We start from the raw sequence: 17,510 nt of genomic DNA, 5'->3' as shown, positions 1-17,510 counted from the left end.
CCATCGCGTGCCATGACGTGCGCGCGCCGACACAGGAGACAGCGCTGCTATCCCACGCTCTTCCCCTGTCCCTCACCGCTGCGGCCAACACCGTTGCGGCGGGGAGCAGTAAGGCCGCCGAATTCCATGGTCCGTCGATCGGGGAGTTCTTCCCGGACCCGATCTTCTTCGCGGGCACGCCCTTCGAGATCGATCGCGTCGTCATCATCCGCTTCATCGCGGTCGCCGTGCTGCTCGTCTTCGCGTTCGCGGGCACCCGTGCACTGAAGCTCGTCCCCAACCGGGGTCAGGCGTTCATCGAGTACGCGTTCGACGTCGTCCGCCGCAACACCTTCGACAACCTCGGTGAGAAGGACGGCAAGCGGTTCCTGCCGCTGCTGGCGACGATCTTCTTCGGCGTCCTCTTCATGAACCTCACCGGTCTCATCCCGGCGCTGAACCTCGGTGGCACCAGCCGCATCGCGATGCCGATGATCCTCGCGATCGTCGCCTACGTCGCGTTCATCTACGCCGGCCTCCGCAAGCACCCGGGTGCGTTCCTCCGCAACGCGCTCTTCCCGCCCGGGGTGCCGTGGCCGCTCTACATCATCGTGACGCCGATCGAGCTGGTCTCGACCTTCGTGCTCCGTCCCGTCACGCTGACGCTGCGACTCCTGATGAACATGGTCGTCGGGCACCTGCTCCTCGTCCTGTTCTTCTCGGCCACGTGGTTCTTCTTCTTCGACGCCGAGGGCCTCTTCAAGCTCTTCGGCATCGGGACCCTGGCGTTCGGCATCGCCTTCAGCTTCTTCGAGATCCTCGTCGCGCTGCTCCAGGCCTACGTCTTCATGCTCCTCACCGCCGTCTACATCCAGCTGGCGCTGGCCGACGAGCACTGATTCCTCACTGACCCCCTACGGGACCGGCGACCGTCGGACCCGCACCTCGAAAGGAAAACACGTGGACGCAACGACCGTTCTCGCGGAGATCAACGGCAACATCGCGACGGTTGGCTACGGCCTCGCTGCGATCGGCCCGGCCATCGGCGTCGGCATCGTCGTCGGCAAGACGATCGAGTCCGTCGCTCGCCAGCCCGAGCTCCAGGGCCGCCTGACGACCCTCATGTACATCGGTATCGCCTTCACCGAGGCCCTCGCGTTCATCGGTATCGCGACGTACTTCATCTTCACCAACTAAGGTTCCTCGATGCAGCACGCACTCATCATCGCGGCGGAGGAGAACATCAATCCGCTGATCCCCCCGGTGTACGACATCGTGTGGTCCGCGGTGGCCTTCGTCATCATCTTCCTGGTGTTCTGGCGTGTCGTCACGCCGCGCATCACGAAGATGCTCGATGAGCGCACCGAGGCCATCGAGGGTGGCATCAAGAAGGCCGAAGCTGCCCAGGAGCAGGCCGCGGCCGCGCTCGACGAGTACAACAAGCAGCTCGCCGACGCCCGTGCCGAGGCCTCGCGGATCCGTGAGCAGGCCCGTGCCGACGCGACCGCGATCGGCAACGAGGTGCGCGAGCAGGCCTCGGCCGACGCCGCGCGCATCACCGCCAACGCCCAGGCCCAGATCGAGGCCGAGCGCCAGTCCGCTCTGCAGTCGCTGCGGAGCGAGGTGGGCACCCTCGCCCTCGACCTCGCCTCCGGCGTGATCGGGGAGTCGCTCAAGGACGACGCGAAGTCGGCAGCGGTCGTGGACCGCTTCCTCGCCGACCTCGAGGCGTCCCAGGGCCAGACGGCCGGGGAGCGCTGAGCATGCGCAGCGCCACCAGGGAAGCACTCGGGTCGACGAGGGCGGTGCTCGCCGACCTCGGCGGTGCCGTCACGCTCGACACGGGTGTCCAGATCCTCGCCGCAGGGCGGGCGATCGCCGGTGCGCCGCAGCTCCTGGGCCTGCTGTCCGACCCGACCGCCGACGCCGTCGGCAAGAAGGTGCTGATCGACCGCGTCTTCGCCGGGCAGTCGACCGAGACGCGCGCGGTCCTGACCGCCGTGGCCGGGTCGCGCTGGTCCTCGCAGGAGGACCTGCTCGCCGGCATCGAGGACGCGGGCATCCGCGCCGTCGCCGCCACCGCGTCGTCGGACACCTCGATCGAGGCCGAGCTGTTCGCGTTCGAGACCGCGGTGCGGTCCGACGCGAAGCTCGAACTCGCGCTCGGCACGAAGCTCGGCAGTGCGTCCGAGAAGGCGTCGCTCGTCGAGCGGCTCCTCGCGGACAAGACGTCGGCGCAGACGACCGCGATCCTGTCGCACCTCGTGCAGCAGCCCCGTGGCCGCCGCATCGGTGAACTGGTCCGCGACGCCTCGCGCATCGTGGCCGACCAGGCGGGCAAGCTCGTCGCGACGGTCGTCACCGCGTCCCCGCTCTCGGACGGCCAGGCGGCTCGCGTCGCCCGGGGTCTCGCCGAGCGGTACGGCAAGGACATCAGCGTGAACCGCGTCGTCGACCCCGCGGTCGTCGGCGGGGTGCGCGTGCAGGTCGGTGGCGACGTCATCGACGGCACGGTGTCCACGCGCCTGTCGGAGCTCCGGCTCCAGCTCGCCGGCTGAGCGTACGGTCGAAGCCGCCCCACCCAAGTCCACAACGGGAACTGCCGGTCAGGCAGCATCACCCTCTCGGAGCCGCAGGGCCCCGGAAACCAACAAGGAAAATCCCATGGCAGACATCACCATCAGCCCCGATGAGATCCGTGATGCCCTGAAGGACTTCGTCTCGAACTACGAGCCGACGAAGGCCTCCACGGCCGAGGTCGGGCACGTCACCGACGCGGGCGACGGCATCGCGCACGTCGAGGGCCTCCCCGGCGTCATGGCGAACGAGCTCATCCGCTTCGAGGACGGGACCCTCGGTCTCGCGCAGAACCTCGACGAGGACGAGATCGGCGCCATCGTGCTCGGCGAGTTCGCCGGCATCGAGGAAGGCCAGGAGGTCACCCGCACGGGTGAGGTCCTCTCGGCTCCCGTCGGCGACGGCTTCCTCGGTCGCGTCGTCGACCCGCTCGGCGCCCCGATCGACGGCCTCGGCGAGATCCAGGCCGAGGGCCGTCGTGCCCTCGAGCTGCAGGCGCCCGGCGTCATGTCCCGCAAGTCGGTGCACGAGCCGCTCCAGACCGGCATCAAGGCGATCGACGCGATGATCCCCGTCGGCCGTGGCCAGCGTCAGCTGATCATCGGCGACCGCCAGACCGGCAAGACGGCCATCGCGATCGACACGATCATCAACCAGAAGGCCAACTGGGAGTCGGGCGACGAGAACAAGCAGGTCCGCTGCATCTACGTCGCCATCGGCCAGAAGGGCTCCACGATCGCCTCCGTCAAGGGCGCGCTCGAGGACGCCGGTGCGATGGAGTACACGACCATCGTCGCGGCCCCCGCCTCCGACCCGGCCGGCTTCAAGTACCTCGCCCCGTACACCGGTTCGGCCATCGGCCAGCACTGGATGTACCAGGGCAAGCACGTCCTCATCATCTTCGACGACCTGTCGAAGCAGGCCGAGGCCTACCGTGCGGTGTCGCTCCTCCTGCGTCGTCCGCCGGGGCGTGAGGCCTACCCGGGTGACGTCTTCTACCTGCACTCCCGTCTGCTGGAGCGTTGCGCGAAGCTGTCCGACGAGCTCGGCGCCGGTTCGATGACGGGTCTGCCCATCATCGAGACCAAGGCGAACGACGTCTCGGCGTACATCCCGACCAACGTGATCTCGATCACCGACGGCCAGATCTTCCTGCAGTCGGACCTGTTCAACGCGAACCAGCGTCCGGCCGTCGACGTGGGCATCTCGGTGTCCCGCGTCGGTGGTGACGCACAGGTCAAGTCGATCAAGAAGGTCTCCGGCACGCTCAAGCTCGAGCTCGCGCAGTACCGCTCGCTCGAGGCGTTCGCGATGTTCGCGTCCGACCTCGACCAGGCGTCGCGTCGTCAGCTCGACCGTGGTGCGCGTCTGACCGAGCTCCTCAAGCAGCCGCAGTACTCGCCGTACCCGGTCGAGGAGCAGGTCGTCTCGATCTGGGCCGGCACGAACGGCAAGCTCGACGAGGTGCCCGTCTCCGACGTGCTCCGCTTCGAGTCCGAGCTGCTCGAGCACCTGCGTCGCAACTCCGACGTCCTGACCACCCTGCGCGAGACCAACCAGCTCAGCGACGACACCGTCGCTGCGATGGAGCGCGAGATCGACGCCTTCACGAAGGGCTTCCAGACGAGCGACGGCAAGACGCTCGGCTCGGAGCAGTTCGACGCGGCCCAGGCCGAGGACGTCGACCAGGAGCAGATCGTCAAGGGTCGTCGCTAGATGGCGGCACAGGTCCGGGTCTACCGACAGCGCATCAAGTCGGCGAAGACCACGAAGAAGGTCACTCGCGCGATGGAGCTGATCTCGGCGTCGCGGATCCAGAAGGCGCAGGCCCGCATGGCCGCGTCCGGCCCGTACTCGCGGGCCGTGACACGGGCCGTGTCGGCCGTGGCGACGTTCTCGAACGTCGACCACGTCCTCACCACCGAGCCCGAGACGTCGACGCGCGCCGCGGTCGTCCTCTTCACCTCGGACCGTGGCCTCAACGGCGCGTTCAGCACCAACGTCCTCAAGCAGGGCGAGGAGCTGGCGTCGTTGCTCCGCAGCGAGGGCAAGGACGTCGTGTTCTACCTGGTCGGGCGCAAGTCCGTCGGGTACTTCGCGTTCCGTGAGCGCCCGTCCGAGCGCCAGTGGATCGGCGGCACCGACCAGCCCGAGTTCGCCACGGCGAAGGAGATCGGCGACGCGGTCGTGTCGAAGTTCCTCCAGGACACGGCCGAGGGCGGGGTGGACGAGATCCACATCGTCTTCAACCGGTTCATCAGCCTGGCGAACCAGGAGCCGCAGGTCGTGCGCCTGCTCCCGCTCGAGGTCGTCGAGGGTGTCGAGGAGCCGACGTCCGGCGAGCCGCTGCCGCTGTACGAGTTCGAGCCGGACGCCGACGCGGTGCTCGACGCGCTGCTCCCGGTGTACATCGAGAGCCGGATCTTCAACGCCATGCTGCAGTCGGCTGCCTCCGAGCACGCCGCCCGCCAGAAGGCGATGAAGTCCGCCAGCGACAACGCCGACTCGCTCATCAGCGAGTACACCCGTCTCGCGAACAACGCGCGTCAGGCCGAGATCACCCAGCAGATCTCCGAGATCGTCGGCGGCGCCGACGCCCTCTCGTCGAAGAAGAAGTAGTCCGCGTCGTTCGCGGACACACCACCCCCTCAGGAAGGCACCAGCCATGACCGACACCGCTACCACCGCGGTCGAGACGTCGTCGGCGCCCGGTGTCGGCCGGATCGCCCGTGTCACGGGCCCCGTCGTCGACATCGAGTTCCCGCACGACGCAATCCCGGAGATGTACAACCTCCTGTTCACGACGATCACCATCGGTGACTCGTCGCAGGAGATCGGCCTCGAGGTCGCGCAGCACCTGGGCGACGACCTCGTCCGTGCCATCTCCCTGAAGCCGACCGACGGTCTGGTCCGTGGCCAGGAGGTCCGTGACTCAGGCGCCCCGATCTCGGTCCCCGTCGGTGACGTCACGAAGGGCAAGGTCTTCGACGTGCTGGGCAACGTGCTCAACACCGACGAGAAGCTCGAGATCACCGAGCGCTGGCCGATCCACCGCAAGGCCCCGGCCTTCGACCAGCTCGAGTCCAAGACCTCGATGTTCGAGACCGGCATCAAGTCGATCGACCTCCTCACGCCCTACGTGCAGGGTGGCAAGATCGGCCTCTTCGGTGGTGCGGGCGTCGGCAAGACCGTCCTCATCCAGGAGATGATCCAGCGCGTCGCGCAGGACCACGGCGGTGTGTCGGTGTTCGCCGGTGTCGGTGAGCGCACCCGTGAGGGCAACGACCTCATCGGTGAGATGGAAGAGGCGGGGGTCTTCGACAAGACCGCCCTCGTGTTCGGCCAGATGGACGAGCCGCCGGGAACGCGTCTGCGCGTGGCCCTGTCGGCGCTGACGATGGCGGAGTACTTCCGCGACGTCCAGAAGCAGGACGTGCTCCTCTTCATCGACAACATCTTCCGCTTCACGCAGGCCGGTTCCGAGGTCTCGACGCTGCTCGGTCGCATGCCGTCCGCGGTGGGCTACCAGCCGAACCTCGCCGACGAGATGGGTGTGCTCCAGGAGCGCATCACCTCGACGCGTGGTCACTCGATCACCTCGCTGCAGGCGATCTACGTCCCCGCCGACGACTACACCGACCCGGCGCCGGCGACCACGTTCGCGCACCTCGACGCCACGACCGAGCTCTCCCGTGAGATCGCGTCGCAGGGCCTGTACCCGGCCATCGACCCGCTGACCTCCACGTCGCGGATCATGGACCCCCGGTACCTGGGCGCCGACCACTACGAGACCGCGACGCGCGTCAAGCAGATCCTCCAGAAGAACAAGGAGCTGCAGGAGATCATCGCCATCCTCGGTGTCGACGAGCTCTCCGAAGAGGACAAGATCACGGTGGAGCGCGCACGCCGCATCCAGCAGTTCCTGTCCCAGAACACCTACATGGCGAAGAAGTTCACGGGTGTCGAGGGCTCCACGGTGCCGCTCAAGGACACCATCGAGTCCTTCCGCGCCATCGCCGACGGCGAGTTCGACCACGTTGCGACGCAGGCGTTCTTCAACGTCGGTGGCATCAACGACGTGGAAGAGAAGTGGGCGCAGATCCAGAAGGAGAACCGCTGACATGGCGGCACTCACCGTGAGCGTCGTCTCGGCGGACCGTGAGGTCTGGACGGGCGAGGCCACCATGGTCGTGGCACGCACGACGGAGGGCCAGATCGGCATCCTCGCGGGACACGAGCCGCTGCTCGCGACCCTCGCGCAGGGCCAGGTCCGCATCACCCGGGCCGACGGTTCGACGGTGGCTGCGGACGCCGAGGACGGCTTCCTGTCGGTCGAGCACGACACGGTCACGATCGTGGCGCGGCAGGCCGCGCTGGCGTCCTGACCGGACTGACCGTCCTCCTCCCGCCGTCCGAGACGAAGCGGGAGGGCGGGGACCCGGAGCGCACCCTCGACCTGGGTGCACTCTCCTTCCCGGAACTGTCCGACGAACGGGCCGCGGTGATCACCGCGGCCCGTTCCGTCAGTTCCGAGGAGTCCACCGCGCGGACGGCCTTCAAGCTGGGACCGCGGTCGATCGCCGAACGGTTCCGGAACCTGACGCTCGACACGTCGCCGACCATGTCGGCGATCGAGCGCTACACCGGCGTCCTCTACGACCCCCTCGACGTGGCGTCCGCCGACGACGCGACGCGGCGGTGGTGGGCGGAGCACGTCGTCGTGCAGTCGGCGATGTTCGGGCCCGTGGGCGCGGGCGACCCGATCCCGGCGTACCGGCTCTCGCACGACGCGCGGCTCGGTGCGCTCAAGCTCGCGCGGCACTGGCCCGGGCCCTCGAGCGCGGCGATCGCGCAGCGGCGTGCTGGGTTGGTCCTGGACCTGCGGTCGGAGGGCTACCGTGCCCTCGGCCCGGTCGACGACGCGGTGACGCTGCGGGTGGTGAGCGTCGACGGCGGAGGTCGTCGGAAGGCGCTCAACCACTGGAACAAGACGGCGAAGGGCCGCATGGTCGGCCTGCTGGGTCGCACGGGTGCGGATCTGAGGTCGATGGAGGACCTGCTCGCGTGGGCCGCCGCGAACGGGGTCGCGATCGAGCGCACGTCCGACGGGTGGGACCTGGTCGCGGAGAGCCTGGAACCGCGCGCAGGCTGATCCTCCACAGGTCGGGTGGCGCGGCCCTCCCTCCACAGGTGGTCGGCTCCGACCGGTCTGGAGGCGCGGCCCACGTCACGATCTCGTGCATGACCTCGACTCCAGGACGAACCCCGGCTGCCCAGACCCGCTACCCCCGCGAGATCGCGGCGGCGGTGACCCTCCGCGCCGCGTGCGCGGCGCTGGTCGCGCCGACCTCGCCAGCCGACGTGCCCCACACGGACCGGTTGCGGTCCGCGACCGTGCGGACGGCGTGCGGGGCCCTCGCGACCCGCTTCGCCATCCTGCGCTTCCTGACCGCGGTCGACCGACCCGATCCGCGCACGGTCGTGCCGTTCGACCCGTTCCGCGAGCCGACGCCACCGGCCCTGCGGGGCGAAGGACCGGCACCCGACGGTGCCGTCGTGCGGAGCGCGGGGGACCGGCTGACGGCAGCATGGCAGGCGTGGCGGCGTGACGGCCCCTCGTCGGTCGACGACGCGATCGCCGCCGCCGGAGCGCTGGCCGTCGGTGCGTGGTGTGCGTGGGCACTCGGTTCGTCCGCGCGGGCCGAGGTCCGGGCCCGCCACGCGCTCGACACGTGGTCGGACGACCCGCTCGCGGCGCTCGTGCTGCGGTCGGTGCGCCTGGGCGTCGGGCCGTCCTGGGACCGCACACCGAGCAGGGGCGCGACGGGGCGGACAGGATCGTCTACGGTGGAGTGACCATGCAGCGAGACACCAACGACGGCGAGGTGCCCGTCAGCGACGTCGGAGCACGGGCGGGCGTCGAGCAGGCGCGGCCCCAGCGGGCGCTCGTCGAAGCGGCGGACGCTGATCGGCGTTGCAGCGGCGGTGCGGCGGACGACACGGTGCTGCGGGCGGCCCGCCCGTCGGTCGTCACGGGGCCGGACCACGACGACCTCGGGGAAACGGTCATCGTCGCGCGGTCGTTCGGCGCAGCGGGCTCGCCCGGCGCCGGGGGCTCGCCGGACGACACGATCGTGCGGAGCCGACACGACGACACCGTCCTCGTGAGCCGACCGCCGCACCCGCTCGGAACCGACCAGACGACCACGGGGGGACGTCCTGACCACCGTGTGTCGGGCCTCCAGACCGGCGTGCCCGGGACGGGACCGACGGCGACCCGGACGCGCGTCCCGTCCGTCCGCGTCGGCGGTCGGACGGTCCGGCTCGACCGTCCCGTCGTCGTCGGCCGCAGGCCGTCGCCGCCCCGCGTCCTGACCGGACCCGGACCCGAGCTGGTGACCGTGCCCTCGCCGAGCGGTCAGGTCTCGTCGTCGCACGTCGCCCTGCACTCCGAGGGCGAGGCCGTCGTCGTCGAGGACCTGCGCTCGACGAACGGCACCGTGATCCGACCCGCCGGGGCGGCCGCGTCGCGCATGCCCGCGGGTGCCTCGATCGTCGTCCTGACCGGTACGCTCGTCGAGATCGGTGACGGCAACGTCATCGAGGTCCTGTCGCCGCACCTGCGTGTCGGTTCCTCCGACCGTCTCCCGCCCGTCCGCTCGGCACCGGTGACCGGCTGACCGGCCGGCACGCCCCGAACCCCCAGAGAGCGACCCTGAAACCGTGACCGAACTCGGCCGAGCAGCCACCGAGCACGCCATCGACGTCCCCGGGGCCGACGGCTCCGTCCTCACGCTCTCCTGGGGAGCCGCGACGGACGTCGGACGCCGACGGGACCACAACGAGGACAGCTACCTCGTCGGGGCGCCGTTCTTCGTCGTCGCCGACGGCATGGGTGGGCACCTCGCCGGCGACCGTGCGAGCGACGCGGTGGTCCGCCGGCTCGAGCAGTCGGTCGACGGTGCGTTCTCGTCGCGGAAGCAGATCCAGCAGGCACTCCTCCTGGCGACCGCCGACATCGAACGTGCTGCGGGCGGCAACGCGCTCGGCGCCGGGACGACGGTGACCGGGCTCGCGCTCGTGTCCTCCGACGGTCAGCCCGCGGCGCTCGTGTTCAACGTCGGGGACTCCCGCACCTACCGCATCGAGGACGGCACGCTCCGCCGCGTCACGGTCGACCACTCGGTCGTGCAGGAGATGGTGGACGCCGGTCTGCTCCGTGCCGAGGACGCCGAGCAACACCCCGACAGCAACGTGATCACGCGGGCGGTCGGGTTCGGCGAACCGCCGGTCCCGGACTGGTGGACGCTGCCGCTCCGGGCCGGCGACCGCTACCTCATCTGCTCCGACGGCCTGACCAAGGAGCTCGGCGACGTCGGCATCAGCCGCATCGCCGCACGCGTCCCCGGCGCCCAGGAGCTGGCCGAGCGCCTCGTCGGTGACGCCGTCGTGGCCGGTGGCCGCGACAACGTCACGGTCGTCGTGCTCCAGGTCGACGGCGCCCCGGCGGAGAGCGACCTCGAGGACACCCTCCCGCGCCACTGAGCACCGGTGCCCCTCGAAGAGGGGGCGATGCCGGGGGAGTCCGCGGCACCGGGCCGTCGGTGGGCCCTTCGTAGAATGGCACCACCGCGACGACACCACCGACCGTCCGCCGGGACCGGTCGCCACGAGAGGGGACGACGACGATGGCGCGACGCCTGCCGTCCGACCCACCCGTCATCCCGGGCTCCAGTCCGGTGCACGTCCTCGGCTCCGGCGGGTTCGCCGACGTCTTCCTCTACGAGCAGGACATGCCGCGACGCCAGGTCGCGGTCAAGGTGTTGCTCGACGAGGTCGTCGACGACCGCGTGCGCCAGATGTTCCAGGCCGAGGCGAACCTGATGGCGCGCCTGAGCACGCACCCGTCGATCCTCACGGTGTTCCAGGCGAGCGTGGCGGCCGACGGACGGCCCTACCTCGTGATGGAGCTGTGCTCGTCGTCGCTCAGCGAGCGGTACCGCCGGGAACCCCTGCCGGTGTCCGAGGTCCTGTCCATCGGCGTGCGGATCGGCTCGGCGCTCGAGACCGCGCACCGCGAGGGCGTGCTCCACCGCGACGTGAAGCCCTCGAACATCCTGCGGACCGCGTACGGCAACCCCGTGCTGTCCGACTTCGGCATCGCGGCGACGATCGGCGGGGCAGACCCGAACGAGCCCGTCGGGATGTCGATCCCGTGGTCCGCTCCCGAGGTGCTGGCCGACGAGTCCACCGGCAGCGTGCAGTCCGAGGTCTACTCCCTCGCCGCGACGGTCTACTCCCTGCTCGCCGGGCGGAGTCCGTTCGAGGTCCGGGGCGGGAAGAACGGCGCTGCCGACCTCATGGCGCGCATCGACAAGGGCGGGGTCCCGCCGATCGGCCGACCGGACGTGCCGCCGTCCCTCGACCGTCTGCTCGCGACCGCGATGTCCCGCCGGGTCGCCGCGCGGCCGTCGACCGTGCTCGAGCTCGTCCGCGGCCTCCAGCAGGTCGAGGCCGAGCTCGGGCTGCCACAGACCGCCGCCGAGGTCGCGGTCGAGGCCTGGGCCACGTCGATGCCCGGCGCCGACCGGGACCGCACCGTCGTGCGCGAACTCCTGCCGCAGGCCCGGGCCGGCCGACGCCGGCGCACGCGACGCCCGCTGCAGGGCGGCGCGTCCGTCGGTGCCCAGAGCGTCGGCACCGTCCACCGGACCGGCTCCGCGACCCGGACGCGTCGGCGGACGCGCTCGACCGTCGTCTGGGTCGCGTCGGCCGCGGCGCTCGTGGTCGTCGCCCTCGCCGTCGCGACCGTCCTCGTCGTGACGCGGCTCGGGACGGCGTCGATCCCGGTCGTGGCGGACGTCCGTGCGGAGTCCGCCCAGGGAGCGGTGTCGTTCTCGTGGGACGACCCCGGTGTGCGCCCCGGCGACACCTACGTCATCACCTCGGACGGCGCGACGAGCCAGCAGACGGGGACGACCTTCGTCGTCTCGGGGACCCCGGGTGACGAGGAGTGCATCACCGTCGCCGTGAACCGTGACGGCAAGACCGGGACCGCGAGCCCGGAGCGGTGCGGGACGAGCGGTGGCGCACGGTGATCCGGGCCTTCCTCGCGAAGCGGCGGTCCGCGGTCGTGACGCTCGGCGCCTCCGTGGTGGTCGGCGCGGTCGTGGCGACCGCCGCCGTGGTGTCCACGGGGTACCACACGCAGCGCATCGACCTCGGGGACGGCACCGTGTGGGTGCCCTCGGCCGAGTACGGCGCGGTCGGCCGGGCGAACACCGGGGTGCTCGAGCTCAACACGGCCGTCGAGAGCCCGAGCGACGACCTCGGCGTCCTGCAGCGCGGCAGCGAGGTCTACAGCGTCGACCGCACGAAGGGCACCGTGGCGAAGGTGGACGTCGCGGACGCCACCCTGGGCGACCCGGTCACGCTGCCGGCGGGGACGCCGCAGGTCTTCTTCGCCGGCGACACCGCGGTCGTCGGCAACACGGACACCGGCGAGCTCTGGTCGACCCCGGCCGCGGAGCTCGCGCGGTTCGACGCCGCCACCAAGGCCGACCTGACGCTCGGCGCCGACGCGGTCTTCGACGCCTCCGACGACCACGTCGCGGTCTACTCGCCGCGGACCGGCCGCGCGTCGCTCGTCGACGTGGGGACACAGCTCCGGGTCGACCGCAGCTGGCAGGTGCGCGCCGACCGCGACCACGACTTCCAGGTGGCATCCTCCGGCGAGCACGTCGCGGTGCTCGACCGCACCGCCGGCACCCTGTCGGTCGACGGCACCCTCGTCGACGTCGGTGACCGCATCGGGAGCGCCCCGGCACTGCAACGGTCGTCGGACCGTACCGCTGCGTTCGTCGTGGCGGGCACCGCCGGGCTGGTCCGTGTCAGCCCGTCGGGGCAGGTCGAGGCGACCGCCCTCGGTGTCGCCGGCCGCGCGGCCCGACCCGTCGTCGTCGGGTCCTGCACCTACGCGGCGTGGGCCGGCGGACAGGCCGTCGACTCCTGCCGTGGTCGAGCGGTGCAGCGGCTCGCGAGCACCGACGGAGTCGCCGACCTGCAGATCCTGCGGAACGGCGACACCGTCGTCGCGAACGACCCGCGGAGCGGCCGGTCCTGGGCCATCGACCGCAGCGGCCAGCTGATCGACAACTGGGCCGACCTGGTGCGACGCGACGACGAGCAGCAGCGCGAGCAGGTCTCCGCGGACGACCCCCAGGTCGACAAGGACCAGAAACCGCCCGTCGCCGTCGACGACGACCTCGGAGCCCGCCCCGGTCGCACCACCAGCCTGCCGGTGCTGCTGAACGACCACGACCCGAACGGCGACCCGCTGGTGATCGCCGACGTCGGCGCGGTCGACGCGCGCACCGGCACCGTGGCCGTCGTCGGCGACGGGCAGCGTCTCCAGATCACGCTGCCCGCGGACGCCACGGGGATGATCTCGTTCCCGTACACGATCACCGACGGCAACGGCGGGTCGGCCTCGGCCACCGTCCGGGTCTCCGTCCGGCCCGAGTCCGAGAACGAGCCCCCGCAGCAGGTCCGCTCGACGTCGGCGGACGTCGTGCGCAACGGCCACGTCGTCACGAACGTGCTGTCCGACTGGGTCGACCCCGACGGGGACCCGGTGTACCTGCGGTCGGCGACCGCGGACGGCGACACCGTGTCGACCACGCCGGACGGACTCGTCGACTTCCGCAACCAGAGCGGACGCACGGGGGACCGACCGGTGCAGCTCGTCGTGAGCGACGGCCGCGACGACGGCCGCGGCACCATGACCGTGCGGGTCGCCGACCCCGGACAGGTGCCGCTGCGTGCCGACGCCTTCGCGGTCCAGGGCTACGCAGGGAAGCCCTTCGAGGTCCGTCCGCTCGACCACGTGCGCGGCGGCAACGGCACGGTGACCCTGACGAGCGTGTCCTCGTCCTCCGGCCTCACCGTCACGCCGGCCTACGACGCGGGGACCTTCCGCGTCGAGGGCACGGCGGCCGGCGACCACCAGCTCGAGTACACCGTCACCGACGGCACGAAGACGACGAGCGGCGTCGTGCGCGTCGGCGTGCTCGCGCCGCCCGACGCCTCGACGCCGCCGGTCACCACACCGAAGACCGTGTTCGTCGCGACGTTGTCGACGAAGGACACCGACGTGACCGCCACCGACACCGACCCCGCCGGCGGCGTGCTCATGGTCACCGCGCTCGACGGGCCCGACCGCGGCTCCGGCGTGCAGGCCACCGTGCTCGACCAGCACACGGTCCGCGTCACCCTGACGGCCCCGCTCGACGGCCCGGTGACCTTCCGCTACACGGAGTCGAACGGGCTCGCGACGGCGACCGGCACCGTGACGGTCGTCGAGATCCCGCGGCCCGAGCGGATCCAGCCGCCCGTCGCCCAGGCCGACACCGCCACGGTGCGCGTCGGGGACGTGGCCGAGATCGACGTCCTCGCGAACGACACCCAGCCCGAGGGCGAGCCGCTCACCCTCGTGCCCGAGCTCGTCCAGAACGTGCCGGGCGACGGCGGGCTGCTGTTCGTCTCGGGCGACCGGCTCCGCTACCTCGCGCCGAAGACGCCCGGCAGCCACACGGCCGTGTACCGCGTGGCCGGGCCCGACGGCCAGTACGCCGACGCCACCGTGACGATCTCCGTCCGGGAACGCGAGGCGGCCACGAACAACCCACCGGTCCCGAAGACGGTCACCGCCCGGGCGGTCGCCGGCCAGTCGGTGCGGGTCACCGTCCCGCTGAACGGCATCGACCCGGACGGCGACTCCGTCCAGCTCGTCGGCGTGGCGGACAACCCCGAGAAGGGGTCGGTCAGCGACGTCACGACGGACGCCTTCACCTACGAGGCGGGCGACTACTCCGCCGGGACCGACGAGTTCACCTACACCGTGGTCGACGCCCTCGGCGCGCGTGCGACCGGGACCGTCCGCGTCGGCATCGCGCCGCGCGCCGAGCAGGCCTCCGACCCGGTCGCGCAGCCCGACCGCGTCACGATCCGACCGGGCGGCAGCGTCGCCGTCCGGGTGCTGCAGAACGACTCGGACCTCGAGGGCGGCCAGCTGCGCGTCACGGCAGCGACCCCGACGGCCGACGGCGTGGTGGCGAAGGTCGTGCGCGGGAGCCAGGTCCGCGTGACCCCGCCACGGACCGCGACGAGCGGGGACTTCGCCGTGCTGTACACGGTGGAGAACCCGACCGGTGGGTCGAGCACGGCGTTCCTGACCGTGACCGTCGACCCCGACGCCCGGCCCCTCCGCCCCGAGGTCGACGACACCGTGCTCGACCTGCAGGACATCCTGCGACGGCAGAGCGTCACGGTCGACGTCCTCCGCAACGTCTTCTTCGCCGAGGGGTCGACGTCCCGCCTCCGGGTCGGCGTCGTCGACGGGTACGGCGACACCGCCCAGGTCACGCCGGACCGTCGCATCGCGGTGCGTCTGACCGACGCGTCGCAGGTGATCCCGTTCTCGGTGACCCGCGAGGACCATCCCGACGTCACCTCGTACGGGTTCATCCACGTCCCCGGCTTCGACGACGCCCTGCCCCAGGTCGACCGGAGCGCGGGCGCGATCACGGTGACGAGCGAGTCGACGGTGCGCATCCCGCTCGACCGGTACGTCGTCACCGCGAACGGCCGGACCGCGCAGATCACCGACCGGGGCACGGTCAAGGCGACCCACGCCGACGGCGGCGACCTCGTCGTCGACCGCTCCACCCTGCAGTTCACCTCGGCGAAGCTCTACTACGGCAGCGCCTCGATCTCGTTCGAGGTGACCGACGGTTCGAGTGCGAACGGCGGCAAGGGGCGTGTGGCGACCCTCGTCCTGCCGATCAAGGTGACGCCCCGGTCGAACCAGCCGCCGGCGTTCACCGGCTCGACGCTCGACCTGCAGCCCGGTGACACGCGCACGATCGACCTGACCAAGCTCACCGACTACCCGTACCCGGACGACCTCGACGAGCTCCGCTGGTCCGTGGTCAGCCGGCCCGGGTCCGGCACCACCGCGACCGTCGACGGCCGCCAGCTGCGCATCGACGTCGCCGACTCGGCGCAGAAGGGCACGTCGGCATCGATCGGGATCGGCGTGGCCGACGCCGCTGCGGCCGGACGGTCGGGCGTCGTCACGGTCGACGTCGTCGGGTCCACCCGGCCGCTCGTGCAGCCCGGTGCGGACCGGGCGGTCACGAAGCGCGGCACGTCGACCACCGTCGACGTGCTCGACAACGACCAGCCGACCAACCCGTTCCCGGCGCAGCGGCTCCGCGTGGTCGCCATCCGCGGCCTGGACGGTGGGCTGCCCGCAGGGGTGTCGGTGACCCCGAGCGCGGACCGGTCCCGGCTCCAGGTCGCGGTCGCCGCGGGCGCACAGCCGGTCGACGCGCACCTGCAGTACCAGGTCGCCGACGCGACGGACGACCCGGACCGCTTCGTGTGGGGCGACGTGACCGTCTCGGTGCAGGACGTCCCGGACGCACCGGGTGCCCCCACCCGAACGGGGTCGTACCAGGGCGGGCAGGCGACGGTGTCGTGGTCGGCGCCGCAGGCCAACAACTCGCCGATCACCGGGTACCGGCTGCTGGGCACGGGCGGGCTGTCGAAGGACTGCGGCACGTCGACCGTGTGCACGGTCACGGGCCTCGACCCCTCGGCGTCGTACCGGTTCTCGGTCGTCGCGAGGAACGCCCTCGGCGACTCCGAGCCCTCGGCCACCTCGGTCCCGATCAGCGCCGACTTCGTGCCGGCCGCACCGAAGGGCCTGACCGTGACGCCGGACACGAGCACGCCGAACCAGCTCGACGTGCGCTGGGACGCGGTGGGCGCACCGAACGGCGGCACGCCGGTGACGGACCACGTCGTCACCGTCACCGGTCCGGGGCTCTCCACGACCCGGAGCGTCGGCACCGCGACGAGCACCTCGTTCACCGGCGTGCAGGGCGGGAAGCCGTACGAGGTACGGGTGTCGGCACGGAACGCGGCCGACCGTGACGGTTCGGTCGTGCAGTGGAACGAGGCGTCGGCCTCGGGCACGGCGGTCGGCAGCCCGGCCACGCCGCAGTTGCGCGCGACCGGTCAGCGCAGCGGGTCGACCACGGCGGTCGACCTGCAGGCGACCGAGTCGGACTGGGGCGGTGGCGGCCAGGGCTGGCGCATCGCGAAGTACCCGCAGGGAGCATCGATCCCGGGCGGCTGCTCGACGGCGGGTGCGGAGCGCGTCTGGAACGCTGCCAGCGCGACCGACCAGATCTCGAGCGGCTACCGGTACGTCGCGCTGGCCGACAACGGGCTCTTCTGCACGGCATCGGCACCCGCGGACGTCGAGGGCTTCGAGACGCCGTCGGCTCCTTCCGGCACCGTCTCGGTCGTCCAGGACGCGGGGGACCGGTCGACGTGGACCCTCACCGTGCGCGCGACGTCCACGTCCCCGTTCCTGTACTACTCGGTCGGTGGCGGCCCGCTCGTGCGCTTCGACGGGACGGCATCGGCGGGAGCCGGTGCGGGCTTCGGCCTGGAGAGCAGCATCGTGTTCACGTCGTGTGCGACGGACGGCGACTACTGCGCCGCGAGCGGACCGGTCACGGGGACGGCCTTCACGACGCGTGCGACCATCGCCGGGGCAACGGTCGGCCAGTCTCCGGTCATCAACGCCCCGGACAACAACGGCAAGCTCACGCCGAGCGGGTACCGGATCAGCTACTGCACGAACGGACTGTTCGGGTCGTGCTCGACGACGAACCCGGCGACCGGGAGACCCTGGGCCACCACGGACGCCGTCCCCGCCGGCTTCGACACCATCCGGGTGCAGGCGACGGTGTCCGGTCAGCAGGACCCCGACGGTGCGACGCGCGCGATCCAAGCCGCCCTCGCCGGGACACCGCCGTCCACAGGCACCGGCGGGTGACCCACGGCGACACCGCCGCCCCGTACGCTGCCCCTACCGCACC

At 71.4% G+C, this 17,510-nt stretch carries 14 protein-coding genes; all 14 read left to right on the top strand.

Annotation, left to right across the window (positions count from 1 at the left end; all coding sequences use genetic code 11):
• Positions 1–17 precede the first annotated feature (17 nt).
• Positions 18–878, top strand: a complete 861-nt coding sequence (gene atpB, locus QOL15_RS09500) for a F0F1 ATP synthase subunit A (RefSeq protein ID WP_254780165.1) — start codon at positions 18–20, stop codon at positions 876–878.
• Positions 879–939: 61 nt separating this feature from the next.
• Entirely contained in the window at positions 940–1,176 is a 237-nt protein-coding gene (gene atpE, locus QOL15_RS09495) for an ATP synthase F0 subunit C (protein ID WP_027465781.1), read from the top strand.
• Positions 1,177–1,185: 9 nt separating this feature from the next.
• Positions 1,186–1,740 (top strand): F0F1 ATP synthase subunit B, encoded by a 555-nt coding sequence (locus QOL15_RS09490; protein WP_065959259.1) that lies wholly within the window; start codon positions 1,186–1,188, stop codon positions 1,738–1,740.
• Between the two features lie 2 nt (positions 1,741–1,742).
• Positions 1,743–2,537 (top strand): F0F1 ATP synthase subunit delta, encoded by a 795-nt coding sequence (locus tag QOL15_RS09485; RefSeq protein WP_065959256.1) that lies wholly within the window; start codon positions 1,743–1,745, stop codon positions 2,535–2,537.
• 106 nt (positions 2,538–2,643) lie between these two features.
• Complete coding sequence (gene atpA, locus QOL15_RS09480; RefSeq protein ID WP_065959254.1) at positions 2,644–4,272, top strand: F0F1 ATP synthase subunit alpha; 1,629 nt, start codon at positions 2,644–2,646, stop codon at positions 4,270–4,272.
• Complete coding sequence (locus tag QOL15_RS09475; RefSeq protein WP_071247292.1) at positions 4,273–5,175, top strand: F0F1 ATP synthase subunit gamma; 903 nt, start codon at positions 4,273–4,275, stop codon at positions 5,173–5,175. It abuts the gene before it with no gap.
• A gap of 46 nt (positions 5,176–5,221) precedes the next feature.
• Positions 5,222–6,676, top strand: a complete 1,455-nt coding sequence (atpD, locus tag QOL15_RS09470) for a F0F1 ATP synthase subunit beta (RefSeq protein ID WP_065959250.1) — start codon at positions 5,222–5,224, stop codon at positions 6,674–6,676.
• Between the two features lies 1 nt (position 6,677).
• The gene (locus tag QOL15_RS09465) at positions 6,678–6,941 is read left to right on the top strand and encodes a F0F1 ATP synthase subunit epsilon (RefSeq protein WP_065959246.1); all 264 of its coding nucleotides are present in this window, start codon (positions 6,678–6,680) and stop codon (positions 6,939–6,941) included.
• Positions 6,938–7,708 (top strand): YaaA family protein, encoded by a 771-nt coding sequence (locus QOL15_RS09460; protein ID WP_370692486.1) that lies wholly within the window; start codon positions 6,938–6,940, stop codon positions 7,706–7,708. Before QOL15_RS09465 ends, QOL15_RS09460 begins: the two co-directional genes overlap by 4 nt.
• Positions 7,709–7,797: 89 nt before the next feature.
• A complete protein-coding gene (locus tag QOL15_RS09455) occupies positions 7,798–8,412 on the top strand; it encodes a hypothetical protein (protein ID WP_065959242.1) in 615 nt (204 codons plus the stop codon).
• A gap of 2 nt (positions 8,413–8,414) precedes the next feature.
• Positions 8,415–9,236 (top strand): FHA domain-containing protein, encoded by an 822-nt coding sequence (locus tag QOL15_RS09450; protein WP_071247298.1) that lies wholly within the window; start codon positions 8,415–8,417, stop codon positions 9,234–9,236.
• 43 nt (positions 9,237–9,279) lie between these two features.
• Positions 9,280–10,101 (top strand): PP2C family serine/threonine-protein phosphatase, encoded by an 822-nt coding sequence (locus QOL15_RS09445; RefSeq protein ID WP_065959237.1) that lies wholly within the window; start codon positions 9,280–9,282, stop codon positions 10,099–10,101.
• 143 nt (positions 10,102–10,244) lie between these two features.
• A complete protein-coding gene (locus tag QOL15_RS09440) occupies positions 10,245–11,654 on the top strand; it encodes a serine/threonine-protein kinase (protein WP_071247300.1) in 1,410 nt (469 codons plus the stop codon).
• Entirely contained in the window at positions 11,627–17,467 is a 5,841-nt protein-coding gene (locus tag QOL15_RS09435) for an Ig-like domain-containing protein (protein ID WP_071247302.1), read from the top strand. Before QOL15_RS09440 ends, QOL15_RS09435 begins: the two co-directional genes overlap by 28 nt.
• Positions 17,468–17,510: the final 43 nt, after the last annotated feature.

Origin of the sequence: Curtobacterium sp. MCBA15_012, from assembly GCF_001864935.2 — a bacterium.
GTDB lineage: Bacteria > Actinomycetota > Actinomycetes > Actinomycetales > Microbacteriaceae > Curtobacterium.
Note: the sequence above shows the minus strand (reverse complement) of the source record. Positions and strands in the feature narration are given on the sequence as shown.

What these genes read in the sequence shown, in the direction of transcription:
- atpA (WP_065959254.1), top strand. Translation starts at nt 2,644, where the DNA reads ATGGCAGACATCACCATCAGCCCCGATGAGATCCGTGATGCCCTGAAG.
- atpD (WP_065959250.1), top strand. Translation starts at nt 5,222, where the DNA reads ATGACCGACACCGCTACCACCGCGGTCGAGACGTCGTCGGCGCCCGGT.
- QOL15_RS09455 (WP_065959242.1), top strand. Translation starts at nt 7,798, where the DNA reads ATGACCTCGACTCCAGGACGAACCCCGGCTGCCCAGACCCGCTACCCC.
- QOL15_RS09440 (WP_071247300.1), top strand. Translation starts at nt 10,245, where the DNA reads ATGGCGCGACGCCTGCCGTCCGACCCACCCGTCATCCCGGGCTCCAGT.
- QOL15_RS09465 (WP_065959246.1), top strand. Translation starts at nt 6,678, where the DNA reads ATGGCGGCACTCACCGTGAGCGTCGTCTCGGCGGACCGTGAGGTCTGG.
- QOL15_RS09450 (WP_071247298.1), top strand. Translation starts at nt 8,415, where the DNA reads ATGCAGCGAGACACCAACGACGGCGAGGTGCCCGTCAGCGACGTCGGA.
- QOL15_RS09490 (WP_065959259.1), top strand. Translation starts at nt 1,186, where the DNA reads ATGCAGCACGCACTCATCATCGCGGCGGAGGAGAACATCAATCCGCTG.
- QOL15_RS09485 (WP_065959256.1), top strand. Translation starts at nt 1,743, where the DNA reads ATGCGCAGCGCCACCAGGGAAGCACTCGGGTCGACGAGGGCGGTGCTC.
- QOL15_RS09475 (WP_071247292.1), top strand. Translation starts at nt 4,273, where the DNA reads ATGGCGGCACAGGTCCGGGTCTACCGACAGCGCATCAAGTCGGCGAAG.